Genomic DNA, 12,632 nt, shown 5'->3' on the forward strand with positions numbered 1-12,632 from the left:
GTAGTAGGTGGAGGGGGCGACCTGCAACGCGTGGCAGATCGGCTCGACCCCGAACTCCTGCTGGTGGATATCGATGAACGCGACTATCTGGTGTGGGCGGTCGGGCTCCGCCGCGAAGAAAGCCGATGCGGACTTCAGGATCGCGTTGGCGCGCCGCAGTTCGCGCACCTCGCGTTCGAGCTCGGCCAGGCGCTTGGCCTGGTCGGTGGTGGTGCCGGGGCGGTCTCCGGCATCGACCTCGGCCTGGTTCACCCAGGTGCGCAGCGTTTCGCGGTTGATGCCCAGCTGGTCGCCGGTACGGGCGATCGCCCCGGGGCGGCTGGCCGGGTCCCGGCGGGCTTCCACGGCCATGCGGGTGGCGCGTTCACGCAGCTCAGCGGGGTATTTCCTCGGTGCTGGCATGTCTCTCATCCTTCCCAGGTTTGAGAGCCTCCATCACACCCGGCACGAAACACCCACGAGCGTGTCGGCGGGCCTGTGCGCGCCGAACACCGCAGTCCGGTCGGCGGAGATGACGGGCAGGTATTCGGGCCGGTGGCGAACGACTTAAATCGTGATCTTGTCGACCTGGTCCGGCCGGGCACCGGCGGCGGCGATTCCACGGCTGCTACTCGATGGGAGACGACACCCTCTGGGGTGTGGTCCGAGCACGCAAATCCGCTGTCAACACGTTGGCGGCGTTGAAGTCGATCCGCGCGTCACGCCCGGACGGCGCGCCGATCTACATCGTCTTGGACAACCTCTCCGCCCACATAGGCGCCACGATCCGGGCATGGGCGGCACGCAGCAAGGTCGAGCTGTGTTTCACCCCGACCTACTGCTCCTGGGCCAACCCGATCGAAGCACACTTCGGACCGTTGAAAACATTCGCGGTCGCCGGATCGAACCATCCGAACCACACCGTCGCCACCCGCGCCCTGAAGGCCTATTTGCGGTGGCGCAACGCCAACGCCCGCCATCCCGACGTCCTCGCCGCGCAACGTCGTGAGCGGGCACGAGTACGCAGCGAACGCCACCACCGCTGGGGACAACGCGCCACCCACGCTGCCTGACCAACTCGGCCAACCAATGTGGTCACAGCACTAGCAGGAACTCCGTTGCCTGTTTCAGCTGGCTTGCGCCCCGCACCCCATCCTTGACTTCACGGCCTTGGTGCTAGTCATGGTTCGAGGTCGGTCACTCCGTTGCCGCTCGCCAGGTCGAACGGTACGGAGACCTGGTCGTGCGTGATCAACCAGTTGCCGTCGATCTTGCGGAAGCAATAGGTGACCCGGACCCACATACCGTTCGTGACCGTCCCGTTCTTCAGCGTTCCGCTGAGCCGAGCGAAGCAGTGCCCGAAAGCCACGTCATCGCCCACGGTGAGTGTCAGGTCGCGAACTTCATAGCGTGCATTCTGGAAGAACGTGAACGCGGCCGCCCAGTTCTTCGACTTCGCCGCCAGTCCCACATGCTGTAGCGGCGGTTCGATGTCGAAGGACACGACGTCCGTTGCGTAAAGCTGTTTCAGGCTCTCGAGATCCTTGGTTCGGATTCCTTCGACGATCTTGTCGACCTGCTGCCTGATCGTGACGTCGTCCACCTCGCGTTGGCTTGGCATCGCTCCCCATCCTCCATTCGAACCTCAACCTTGGCTTCTCGCCTGTACGACGACACAGCACCCCGGTATGTGATACGCCATGTCCGTAATCTGACGCGACGCCTGCGGCGTTCGTCGAGGCCCAGACCCGGTCGAGGTCGGGTGAAGGGCAGTGCAAACCAATCACCGGCCACGCACGCTGACCGGCGTGTCACCAACCCGGGCAACGTTTGGGGTTCCCCCCGCCTGGGCCCGGAAGCCTGCCCGCCGTTGGTGCTGCTTCTGACTAAGGATCACCCGCACGCGGCACAGTGCCGCCGGTTCTAGCGCCCCCCGAGGTGATCGCCCCGCTCCTGCGCGGATTGGTCGGCGCCGCCGTGCGGTGCTACCGCCGTTTCCCGTCCCTGGGGGAGCGCGGTGTCGGCGGGTCGTGGGCGCCGACCGCTGCCAGCGGCCGTGTAGGCCAGGAAGGCCGCCGAGGCGAGGACTTCGAAGCCGGCGGCCACGATGAGGGAGCCCGAGAGGGACCAGGTGGCGAGCGGGCCGCCGATGCCCGCTCCGATGGCGAAGCCGGTGATCTTCAGGCTGGCCCCCGTGGTGAAGATCTGACCGCGCAGCCGCTCCGGCGCCTCGCGGTGGCGTACCGCGAACAGCGCGGTCAGCTGCGGCCCCGCTCCGATTCCGGCGAGCACCATCGCCGTGAAGAGGGGGATGGGGGAGGCCGCCGCGGCGAGCAGGAGCGCGCCCGCGAGTACCAGTGTGCTGACCAGCACCGTGGTATCGGGACGCAGCATGTCGAAGCGCTTGGCCACGAGGGCGTTCGCGGCCAGGGAGGCGGCCGCGAGCGTGGCCAGGAGGAAGGCGCCGGAGTCGGTGGAGCCCAGCGCTTTCTCGCCGAGCAGCGGGGTGCACGTGACGAGGATGCCGACACCGACGTAGGAGATGACGGAGGTGACCGTGGCGCGGGCGAGGAACCGGGCGCGCACGATCGCGAGGAAACCGGCGGCGAGGTCGGCGGCGACGGAGGTGCGCGGAGCGGGGCCGCGGCGCTCGGGGACCGTGGGCAGCGTCCAGGCGGCCGGCAGCGCGAGGAGGATCAGCGCGGCGGCCGTGATGACGCCGGCCGTGGCCCCGGCGACCAGGGCGACCGCGCCGGCCAAGGCCGGGCCCGCGAGGCTGCCGAGGTTGTAGGTCATCGCGTCGAGGGCGGTGGCGCGCGGCAGCCGGTCCGGTCCGACCAACCGGGCGAGCTGCGAGGTCCATCCGCCGGCCAGCGCCGGGCCGAGCAGCCCGCCGAGCACGGCGACCGCGACGACGGCGGGCAGCGGCAGTCGTCCCAGGCCCAGCAGGACCACGATGAGGACTGCCGCGTAGCCGGCCAGCGCCCCGGTGAGCAGGCGCCCCGGCACCGCCGTTCGGTCCAGCAGGGCGCCGAGGACGGGGCCGCCGATCGCCGCCGAGATCATGATCCCCGACAGCAGGAGCGACCCTGTGGCGGCCGAGCCGGTGACCGCTAGGCCCGCCAGGAGCAGCGCGGGCCCCGACATTTCGTCGCCGATGCGCGCTGCGGCGGCCCCGGTCAGGTAGAGCGGCAGCCTGTAACGCATTGTCATTTATTTTACGTTACATGGCGTCGGCCGGTACCGCCACCGGCGCTACGCTGGCCCCGTGTCCTCCAAGAACCGGCGCACGGACGACCCCCGGAAGGGCGAGGGCGCAAAGCGAGGCGGGCACACCCGCCACTCCGTCCAGGACAACGCTCAGCGGACAGCCGCACTCGTCAACGTCCTGACCGGCGGCTCACCACCGGCGCCCGCCGACGTCGCCGATGTCCTGCGCGACCACGGTGAGACGGGGCCGGTGGACGTGTCGCCCGCCGATGTGGCCGAGCTGCGCATCGCCGCGGAGGCGTTGCGCGGTGTGTTCGCCGCCCCCGATCTCGCCGAGGCGGTGACCTGCCTGAACCGGCTCCTGGCCGAGGGGACCGGACCGGTGCGCCTCTCCGCGCACGGAGGGGACACGCCGTGGCACATCCATCTCGACAGCGGCGACGAAGCACCGTGGGCCGAGTGGTTCCTCGCCTCGTCCTGCATGGCGCTGGCCGTCCTCATCTGGGACCGCCAGCGGCCCCCCGGCGGGGTGTGCGCCGCGCGGCGCTGCACCAACGTCTACGTCGAAGGCGGCAGCGGGGCGCCGCGCCGCTACTGCTCGGGCCGCTGCGCCACACGGGAGCGCGTCGCCACCCACCGCCGTTCCCGCCTGGTGCGGGACGACGGCTGAGGGTCCCCGGCCGGCGGGCGGGTATTCACGGGGTTCCGTGTTCCGGGCGGTGGGGCGGGACCGGACTCGGGGCCGCGGGGGTCAGGGCCGGTCCTGTCCGGCGCGTGCGCAGCCACACCACTGCCGCGATCGCGACGACGGTGGCGCTGGGCAGGAGCAGGAAGGGCGTCCCGGAACCCACCGACCGCTCCATCGCGGCGTTCTGGTCGGCGTGCAGCACGGTCAGGAGGAGGAAGGTGATCGTGTTGTTCAGGGCGTGGACGACGACCGCCGTCTCGACGCCGCCGGTGCGCCAGGTGATGACGGCCATGCTGACCGCGAGCGCGCCGCACCAGACGTTGAACCACGGGTCGGGCGCGAAGTGGACGACCGTGAACACCAGGCTGGAGACCAGGACACCGACGACCAGCGCCGTGCGCGGGCCGCGGTTCCAGCTCCCGGTGACCCGGAAGACGAGCCCGCGGAAGCCGTACTCCTCGCCGGCCGCCTGGAGGGGGGTCAGCAGGAGGGTGGTGGCGACGATGGCGATCAGGCCGGCGGGCGACCACTGGGTCGGCTCCACCGGCATGAAGTTCAGGCCGCCGATCGAGATGAGCAGCCACACGGGGCCGATGAACAGGAAGGCCCGGCCGAACACGTCGAACCGGAAGCGCGATACCACGGAGTGCAGTGAAGGGCCCCGCACGCCGTAGAGCCATCGCTGCAAGCCCATGCTCCACGGGGTGATCAGGGCGATCGAGACCAGGTTCGCGGCGTGGTAGATCGGCGTGTAGTCGGTGCCGCCCAGCGTCGGGTTGGTGTTCCCCAACTGCGTGTCGATGACCGCGGCGGCTTGGGCGATGATGATGTTGAAGCCGAGCAGCCCCGCCACCACGAGCGCGATCGCGAGGATGCCGCGCCCGATGCGGCGCTTGTCACCGGCGAGCACACGGTGGTACTCCACGCCCGGCGGGACCGGCCGCGGCCCGCGTCGGCGTTGCCCTGCCCCGGCCGGATCAGCTGGCTCAGCCGCCCCGATCGGATCGGGCGGGGCGGACGGAGCCGCCCGCACCGCTGCCGGGTGGAACGCGTCGGCCGCGCCGGCCGTGTCGGTCGATCGCGAGGCCGGGGCCGAAGGGTCGTCGTCGGAGTGCATGCTCCGAAACTAATCCGGAGTCGGTCCATGACAGAGTGTCACGGGTCACGGGTTTCCTCCGCTCCCCGCACGGTTCGGCTATGACAGACGTCATGACGACCGCACTCCCCAGTTGTGTGGTCGAGCTTTTCTGGTCGGTCATCAAATGTTGCTCGACGGGTGCGTCGATCTATGGCGTCCCGGCCCGGAAGTTGCTTGCCACTCAGCCACGCGTAGAAAGTGCTGCGGTTGATTCCTGCCGCCGTGCATGTCTTCTGGACGCCTCCTGCTGCTCCAGCTGAGTCTCGAAGCTCGGCGAGATCGAGTGCGAAGGCGCGCAGAGGGTTCGATGGGTCAATCGGCTTGCGGCGTCTGCCCACGTGCTCCTCATTAGTCCTGTGTAGTTTCGTTGTAGTCCAGGTGAAGCGCATGTGGAAAGTAGGCCTATCAAGTGGAAAGGTCTCTTGCGTGAGGGGCCAGGCGGCGGCGAGTAACGACCAGTACGCGACCTCGATGACTTCCCGGGTGCCCTAGCCACGGAAGCGAACGGGGTTGCGGAATACAGCGAACCAGGTATTTGGCGCCGGATTGAACCGAAGGAGAGAAAATACGGAAGACGAACAGTGTTCCCATCGTTCACGCTGCTGAATTCGGCGCAGTCGATAGGGGACGGTCGGTGGGGTCGAACGGGTGTTCGCGCCGGACGCGCCGCCGCCCCGGCGCGCGGCCGGGGCGGCGATGGTCATGCGGCTGCGGAGGGACCGCGACTAGCGCACGTACATCGTCCAGTCCTTGGTGTCCTTCTCACACTTGAACTCGGTGTAGTCGTGGTAGTCGTCGTCGATGTAGTCCTTGCCGTCCTCGATGCAGGCGGCCTCCGTCTTGTACCCGCCGCCCGCGACGACCCAGTCCGCTGCGAGGGCCGGTCCCGCCGCCATCAGCGACAGTGCGGCCGCGGCGGCACCGGTGGCGAGTCCGGCGATGATGCGTGTACGACGAATGGTCATGAATCCTTCTCCGGTCGACGGCGTGCGGTCGCAACGCCGGCGGCCCGACCGATCCCCTGAAGGCGCGGCGCAGCGAGCCCCGCTGCGTCGCACCACTCCCGGTTCCCGACCGGGCCCCCGTTGCTGCGCCGGGGCGCTGAGCCCCGTGTGACCCTGCGGTCACACCCCGCGCCTCCCCGAATCACATCGGGGCAAACAAGCCCCATCCGCCCCGTAGTTCACATCGCCGACGTAGTCTGCGAAAACACGATCAGCAACTCTTCCGCTCGGTGGCGCCGCATCGGCGACACGGCGGACGCTGCGGCGGGGCCGTCAGTGTCGGGCGGCGGCCGACCGCGTCCGGCCGACGGCATTCGCTGTTCAGAGCAGAAAATTCTCCCAGAATGGGATCGGTACCTGCGGCGCCGGTTCCCAATCGGATTCCTCGTCGAACGGGCCGAAGTCGCGGTCGATGTAGTCGGCAAGGTCGTTGCCGTAGACGATGATGTCGTCTCCCCACATCGACAGGACCGGATGTCCCCACGTGCCGCGGTCGGCGGGCAGGAAGCGGTGGCTGTAGAGGGGAACGAGCCGCGGCGCCCGCGCCAGGATCTCCCGGGCCGCGGCCGCGCACGGTCCGCTGCGGGCAGGGGAGGGCGGGCGCCGCGTCCTCCGGTCCGCACGGTGGGACCGGGGCGGTCGGTCAGGTGGGCGGGGCCGTGGCCCGGATGCCGGCGAGGACCACGCCGACGATGCGCTCGGCGTCGGTGCGGGTGAACGGGCGCATGCCGCGGTTGACGATGAGGTGCACGGGGCCGGAGATCATCTCGCCGAGGAAGGAGCTGTCGACCGGCGGGAGCTCACCCCGTTCGACCGCGGTGTCGACCCGCCCCCGCATGGCCGCCACGCGCTGGTCGAGGATCCTGGTCAGCGCCTGGACGGTGGTGTGCTGGCGCGCGGGCTGGATGGCCTGTTCGAGCGTCCGGCCGAACGGAGTCTCCAGGCCGCCGGCGAGGGCCAGCAGGAAGTCCGACAGGTCCCGGTGGATGTCGCCGGTGTCGGCGACCGAGGCGAGCCCTTCGGCGTAGCGCAGCAGGGCCTCGACCACCAGCTCCTCGCGGTCGGGCCAGTTGCGGTAGACGCTGGTCTTGTGCACGCCGGCGTACTCGGCGACCTCCTCGTAGCGGAAGCCCCCGATGCCGTCGCGCGCCACGAGCTCGGCGGTCGCCGCGAGGATCTGCGCGCGCACCCGCGCGTTGCGGCCACCGGGGCGCCGTGCGGGCGGCCGGTCAGTGGTCCCGTCGACCATCGCCGCGCTCACCTCCTGTTCTCTGCTCGGGTGCCGATTGTCGCCAGGTGCGGCGTTGCGGTGCAAGCCGGTGCTCGGTAGTCTACTTAAAAGCAACAAGTTGTTGCTTTAGTAATCGGATCGCCGCAACGGCGGGCCGCCCGTCCGCCGCACTGCTCTGTGGGTCCGCCTGACCGACCCGCGGGCGGCGGACCGCCCACCTCAGCGAAACCTGGAGCCACAACGTGAAGATCCTTGTCTCCGGAGCCGGTATCGCCGGGCTCGCCTGCGCGCTCGAACTCGGCACCCGCGGCCACGACGTCACCGTTGTCGAGTACGCCCGCCATCTCCGGCTGAAAGGCACACCCATCGACATCCGGGGTGCGGCGATCGAGGCCGTCGACGGGATGGGACTGCTCGCGCAGGTCAAGGAGCAACGGGTCCGGATGTCCGAGCTCACCCGGTTCGTCGACAGCGAGGGCGAGCCGGTGGCCGGGATCCCGATGGCGGAGGTCAGCGACTCCGACGACGACATCGAGCTCCTCCGAGAGGACCTCCTGCGCATCCTCGCCGGCGCCCTCCCGGACACCGCGGCGATCCGCTTCGGCGACTCGATCGAGACGCTGACCGACACGGACACCGACAGCACCGACACCGGCGTCGTCGACGTGCGCTTCGCGTCGGGCCGCACCGGGCGGTACGACCTGGTGATCGGCGCCGACGGCCAGCACTCGGGTGTGCGCAGGCTGGTGTTCGGCCCGGACGAGGACTACCTCCGCCACCTCGGCGTCTACTTCGCCCTCGCCGAGCACCCCGGCGAGGCGGGTTCCGAGGGCACCAACTCGATCTACAACGTCCCCCGCCGCATGGCGGGCGTCTTCCGCTACAACGGCACGTCCGTCGCGGTCTTCCAGTTCCGCTCGGAGCCGATCGCCTACGATCACCGCGACCTGGACGCCCAGAAGAAGATCCTCATCGACGCCTTCGCGGGCCACCGGTCGTGGCGGATCCCGGAGCTGCTCGACGCGGCCCGCGCCGACCCCGGTTTCTACTTCACCTCCGCGAGCCAGATCCACCTGCCGTCCTGGCACCGCGGCCGCGTCGCCCTCGTCGGGGACGCCGGGTACTGCCCGGCCTTCCTGTCCGGCCGGGGCACCTCGCTCGCGCTCACCGGTGCCCGCTTCCTCGCCGAGGAACTCGAACGGTGCGGCGGCGACCACACCGCCGCGTTCGCGCGGTACGAGGCCCGGCAGCGCCCCTATGTCACCTTCGCCCAGGGCCGCGTCGACGGCGGCCGCGCCCGCATGCTGCCTGCCACCTGGGCGGACATCGCCGCCCGCAACAAGGCGCTGCAAGCGTCCGCCGCCGACGCGTCCTGAACCCGGCGCACCGCGACCGTCATCCGGCAGCCCGCGCCGGCCGCGCCGCCCACGGGGCGCGCCGGCCGCCGGGTCCTCGCCGCCGAATCACTGGAGAGAACGCACAGTGAAAGACATGCTGGAACAGTCCGCGCCCGGTGTCCGAGAGCACCGCTGGAGCAAGCGGCTCGTCCTCTGGGCGGCCGTCCTCACCCTCGCCAACGTCCTGGCCGACGTCGCCATCGGCTCGCCGATGATGGTCCTGCCCCAGTTGCTGGAGCATTTCGACACCGACCAGGCCGCGTGGCTGAACGCGAGCGCGATGCTGGCGGGGGCGCTGTGGTCGCCGCTGCTCGCGAAGTGCTCCGACATCTTCGGCAAGCGCCGGGTGCTCATCGGCACGCTGCTCCTCGCCTGCGCGGGGGCGCTGGTCTGCCTCGTCGCCCCCAACGTCTGGATCTTCCTGGTGGGGCGCCTCCTCCAGGGCGCGGCCTTCGCCGCGATCTTCATCACGGTGGCCCTCGCCCGCCAGATCTGGACCCCGGGGGTGGCGATGGCCGTGATCGGGATCGTGACGTCCGGCTCGGCGGTCGTCGGGGTCATCGAGCCGTTCCTGATGCAGCCGCTCATCGACCTGTTCGGCTTCCGGAGCGTGTTCGTCGCGGCGGCGCTGCTCGCCGCGGCGGCAGCGCTCAGCGTGCGCGCCGTCATCCCGGAGTCGCCGATCCGCGGCACCGGCCGGATCGACCTGGTCGGGGCGCTCCTGATCGGCGGCGGCCTCGGCTCGGTGCTCGCCTACATCAGCCTCGGCGGCGAGCTGGGGTGGCTGTCCGGGGGCATGATCGCGCTGCTGGCGGCCGGTGCCGCCGCGCTGGCCGGGTGGGCGTTCCTCGCGCTGCGGGTCGAGGAGCCCATCATCGACATCCGGGCCCTCACACGTCCGATCCTGCTGACACTGCTGGCCCTGGTGCTGGCGGCGGGCTCCTTCCGGAGCATGCTGCAACTGACGGGCATCATCGCCCAGGTGCCCCCCGGTCTGGGGCTCGGCTACGGGCTGGGCGACGGAGAGGCGGTCGCGGTGCTGCTCGCTGCGCCCAACCTCGGCATCGTCATCGGCGGCACGTGTGCCGGGTGGATCGCGGGCCGGTTCGGACCCGCGGTGCCCCTCCTCGGCGGCATCGCCGTCGGCGCGGTGGCGACCTTCGCGATGCTGGCGGGCGTGTCGGTGCTCCCGCTTGCGGTCGCCTGCGGCGCCATGATCGGAATCGCCGCCGGTGCGATCGGCGCCTCCGCCTACAACGTGGCGACCGGCGTCGAGGCGCCCGAGCGGCAGGGCACGACCGCCGGTCTGGTGTCGGTCGTGATGGCCCTCGGCTCGGTGGTCTTCACCTTCGTCGGGGGCGAGGTGCTGAAGGCGACCCAGATCGCCGGGACCTCCGTCGACGGCGCGCCGGTGAGCACGGTGGCCGGCGTGTACGGCTACGTCGCGATCGCGGGGGTGCTCTTCACCCTCGCCGCGGTGCCCGCGGTCATGCTGGTACGCAGCCGGTCGGCCGCGCCGGGGGCGCCGCGGCGTCCGGGTGCGCCGGCGGTCGCCCGATGACCCGGCCCGATGACCCGGCCCGGTGGCGGGGCGCGCTCAGGACTCGACGAGGCGGGTCGGCGTGGGGGTGTCGGCGAGGAGGTCTTCGGGCGCCGTCAGCCGCCACGCCTCCAGGACGAGTTCGCTGAGTTCATCGAGCTCGATCCCGTCCAGCTGCACGACCACCCAGCCGAACCCGCCCGCGGTGAACTGCACCTCGAACACCTCCGGCCGCTCGGCCACGAGGGCGCGCTGCTCGGCCAGTGTCTGCTTCAGGCCCACGGTCCTGGTTCGCGACCACAGGTAGCCGAACGTCCTGCCGTGCACGGTGAACGCGGTGTACCGGGCCGACTCCGCGTGCTCGGTACCGGGCAGCGCCTCCACCAGTCGCAGGAACCGCGTGATCTCAACTCCCATGAGGTGAGATAACCACACATCGGGGCTGCGGTGGCGCGTGGGCCCCGGGACGGCCGGGGGCGCACCGCCGCCCACCCCGCGAAAAGGGCCGGACCCCCCGACCGCAGTGGTCAGGGGGTCCGGCCCGGCCGGGGACGGTCGGCCGGTGTACTGGAACGGGCTCAGGTGGCGCAGATCTGGTCGGGCACGTAGTCCAGGATGTGCGCCATCGCCCATCCGCCGCCTTCCACCTTGCGCCAGCGGAGGCCGGTGTCGTCGGCGTAGGTCCTGTCCCGGAAGGCCCACACCTGCGAGCCCGCGCCGATGCTGCCGATCTGGGTGTAGCCCCTGCGGTTCCCGGAGCCGTCGTCGTTGTAGATCGGGGTCCCGGCGTTCGCGTTGTAGCGGCACATGGTCTCGTCCATGACCGTGCTGCTGGAAGCGGGCGACGGAGCGTCGGCGCTCGCGTACGCGGGTGCTCCGAGTGCCACGGCTCCGGCGGCCGCGACGGCGACCAGCGCGATGCGTAGGGCGGCCCTGCGTGCGGTGAACTTCATCCAAAATCCCCGATCGGTCGATTCGGCCATTGCCGACACGTGTCGAAACGGTCGGCGCGGAGCGGGGGCGCCGCCCCTGCGGGCGGCGCACGGCCGCATGGCCCCCATTCGGCATGGGGTCCCGCTCCGCGGAGCCGGACACGGGGCGCCGCTGCGCGGACCCCGCATCGCGTTCCGACGTCGTTCCGTGTCGCTACCGGAGATTAGGGAGCGGGCGTTGCAGGAACGGTCAACTTGACCCGAGCCCTAAAGGGCCGGGCCTGGAGGTAACGCCCAACTGGCTGCTGGATTGGCTCCTCCGTCCAGACACCCCGTTATGAGGGGCAGGGACGCGTGACTCACGCCCCGCAATCCACACGGTCTCGCCTCGGTAGGCGATCACGTGAGAAGCATTCCGGTCGGCGTGGGCAACGACCCCGCACCCCCGGCAGATAAAATGGGCCTGGTCGACCCGGTTGGCCTTCTCGATGTGGTGGCACTCGGCGCATTGCTGGCTCGTGTACGCCGGATCGACGTACACGAGCGGGACGCCAGCGCGGCGGGCCTTGTACTCAAGGAACTGGCCGAGCTGGGCGAACGCCCATGAGTGGAGCGTGACCCGTTGGGGCTTCCTCAGCCGTACCCTCTGCCGGATGCCGCCCAGGTCTTCCAGGGCGACACCCTTCGAGGTGCGTTCAGCCTCGGTCACGATCTTCTTCGAGATGATGTGGTTGACGTTCGCGGCATGCCGCGCCTCTTTGCGGGCGCGGGCCTTCAGGAGCCGCTTCGCGCTCTCGGTGCGCTTCTTCTGGAGCTTGGCTCGCAGGCCGAGCTGCCGCTTGCGGTGCCGGTCCAGGCCCCGTCCCGCGGCCCGGTAGCCGGTGGACGTGGTGGCGATGTTCGCGATGCCGAGGTCCACGCCGATAAAGCCGTCCGGCTCATACCGCTCGGCTTCGGGAACCTCGCAGGTGGCGATGAGAAACCACATACCGTCGCGGTGGGCGAGGTCGCTTTCGCCCTTGCGGTGCTCTGCGAGGAGCTTGCGGGCCTGCTCGGAGCAGGCGAACCGCACCCCGCGTATGCGCCCGGACGTGGTCCAGATGCTCACCGTTTGCTCGTCCACCTGCCAGGAGAGGCAGCGATCGTCATAGGGCTGGGCAGCGTCGCCCCGGAACGTGATGGGTTTCGCTTCGGCCTTGCGACGCCGCTTCGACCCCGGCTTGCCGAGGTTTCCGGCCCGGATGTTCGCCTTCAGCGTCGAGTACGCGTCGGCGACCTTCCGAAGGACGTGCAGCGCGGGCTGAGCCGACAGGCCCCGTTCTTTCAGGTCTAGGTAGGCGAAGCCCTGCAATGCCTTGCGGGAGGTCTCGCCCCGCTCGTGCGCCTGGCCCGAGAGCCAGTTCGCCGCGTCGTTCGCCGTGTGCAGGGTGCACTCAAGAGCCGACGCCACCTCGGGCGTCGGCATGAGGCGAACCTGCACGACGATCTTCATGTGAGCACAATAACATCGTGT

General features: G+C 70.3%; 13 protein-coding genes, 1 pseudogene and 1 other annotated feature. Of the genes and pseudogenes, 4 read left to right on the forward strand and 10 right to left on the reverse strand.

All coding sequences use genetic code 11. The features are described from left to right. On the reverse strand, window positions 1-402 hold a 402-nt coding region (locus CLV63_RS29400; RefSeq protein ID WP_170134368.1), incomplete at its 3' end, for a transposase. Beyond that, window positions 13-124: a sequence feature (AL1L pseudoknot), on the reverse strand. (Overlaps the previous gene by 112 nt.) Before the next feature lie 194 nt (window positions 403-596). Between CLV63_RS29400 and CLV63_RS29405 the strand changes: the two are divergent. Beyond that, window positions 597-1,052, forward strand: a pseudogene (locus CLV63_RS29405) (transposase); the annotation flags it as partial. 107 nt (window positions 1,053-1,159) lie between these two features. Here CLV63_RS29405 and CLV63_RS29410 read toward each other — a convergent pair. Both CLV63_RS29410 and CLV63_RS29415 read right to left on the reverse strand, forming a co-directional pair. Further along, complete coding sequence (locus CLV63_RS29410) at window positions 1,160-1,582, reverse strand: YybH family protein (protein ID WP_245929176.1); 423 nt, start codon at window positions 1,580-1,582, stop codon at window positions 1,160-1,162. A 320-nt stretch (window positions 1,583-1,902) separates the two neighbouring features. Beyond that, on the reverse strand, window positions 1,903-3,192 hold the full coding sequence (locus CLV63_RS29415; RefSeq protein WP_106586513.1) for an MFS transporter: 1,290 nt from the start codon (window positions 3,190-3,192) through the stop codon (window positions 1,903-1,905). A 55-nt stretch (window positions 3,193-3,247) separates the two neighbouring features. On the opposite strand from CLV63_RS29415, the gene CLV63_RS29420 reads away from it, so the two are divergent. After that, window positions 3,248-3,859, forward strand: coding sequence for a CGNR zinc finger domain-containing protein (locus tag CLV63_RS29420; protein WP_106586514.1), 612 nt, complete (start codon window positions 3,248-3,250; stop codon window positions 3,857-3,859). 25 nt (window positions 3,860-3,884) lie between these two features. Here CLV63_RS29420 and CLV63_RS29425 read toward each other — a convergent pair whose 3' ends face one another. The 4 genes from CLV63_RS29425 to CLV63_RS29435 form a co-directional block, all read right to left on the reverse strand. Further along, the gene (locus tag CLV63_RS29425) at window positions 3,885-4,787 is read right to left on the reverse strand and encodes a CPBP family intramembrane glutamic endopeptidase (RefSeq protein WP_245929178.1); all 903 of its coding nucleotides are present in this window, start codon (window positions 4,785-4,787) and stop codon (window positions 3,885-3,887) included. Between the two features lie 953 nt (window positions 4,788-5,740). Next, complete coding sequence (locus CLV63_RS29430; protein ID WP_106586516.1) at window positions 5,741-5,980, reverse strand: hypothetical protein; 240 nt, start codon at window positions 5,978-5,980, stop codon at window positions 5,741-5,743. 360 nt (window positions 5,981-6,340) lie between these two features. After that, the gene (locus CLV63_RS33845) at window positions 6,341-6,481 is read right to left on the reverse strand and encodes a hypothetical protein (RefSeq protein WP_170134369.1); all 141 of its coding nucleotides are present in this window, start codon (window positions 6,479-6,481) and stop codon (window positions 6,341-6,343) included. Between the two features lie 181 nt (window positions 6,482-6,662). After that, window positions 6,663-7,280 carry a TetR/AcrR family transcriptional regulator gene (locus tag CLV63_RS29435; RefSeq protein ID WP_245929179.1) on the reverse strand — a complete coding sequence of 206 codons (618 nt, stop codon included), beginning with the start codon at window positions 7,278-7,280 and terminating at the stop codon, window positions 6,663-6,665. Between the two features lie 212 nt (window positions 7,281-7,492). Between CLV63_RS29435 and CLV63_RS29440 the strand changes: the two genes are divergently transcribed. Then, window positions 7,493-8,626, forward strand: coding sequence for an FAD-dependent monooxygenase (locus CLV63_RS29440; protein ID WP_106586518.1), 1,134 nt, complete (start codon window positions 7,493-7,495; stop codon window positions 8,624-8,626). Between the two features lie 115 nt (window positions 8,627-8,741). Continuing rightward, window positions 8,742-10,208 (forward strand): MFS transporter, encoded by a 1,467-nt coding sequence (locus CLV63_RS29445; RefSeq protein ID WP_106586519.1) that lies wholly within the window; start codon window positions 8,742-8,744, stop codon window positions 10,206-10,208. Window positions 10,209-10,244: 36 nt separating this feature from the next. Here CLV63_RS29445 and CLV63_RS29450 read toward each other — a convergent pair whose 3' ends face one another. The 3 genes from CLV63_RS29450 to CLV63_RS29460 form a co-directional block, all read right to left on the reverse strand. Next, window positions 10,245-10,604, reverse strand: coding sequence for an MmcQ/YjbR family DNA-binding protein (locus tag CLV63_RS29450; protein ID WP_106586520.1), 360 nt, complete (start codon window positions 10,602-10,604; stop codon window positions 10,245-10,247). Window positions 10,605-10,765: 161 nt separating this feature from the next. Continuing rightward, the gene (locus tag CLV63_RS29455) at window positions 10,766-11,140 is read right to left on the reverse strand and encodes a hypothetical protein (RefSeq protein ID WP_106586521.1); all 375 of its coding nucleotides are present in this window, start codon (window positions 11,138-11,140) and stop codon (window positions 10,766-10,768) included. Between the two features lie 229 nt (window positions 11,141-11,369). Next, entirely contained in the window at window positions 11,370-12,611 is a 1,242-nt protein-coding gene (locus CLV63_RS29460; protein WP_245929180.1) for an RNA-guided endonuclease InsQ/TnpB family protein, read from the reverse strand. Window positions 12,612-12,632 lie beyond the last annotated feature (21 nt).

The organism is Murinocardiopsis flavida, from assembly GCF_003014485.1.
Taxonomy (GTDB): Bacteria; Actinomycetota; Actinomycetes; order Streptosporangiales; family Streptosporangiaceae; genus Murinocardiopsis; species Murinocardiopsis flavida.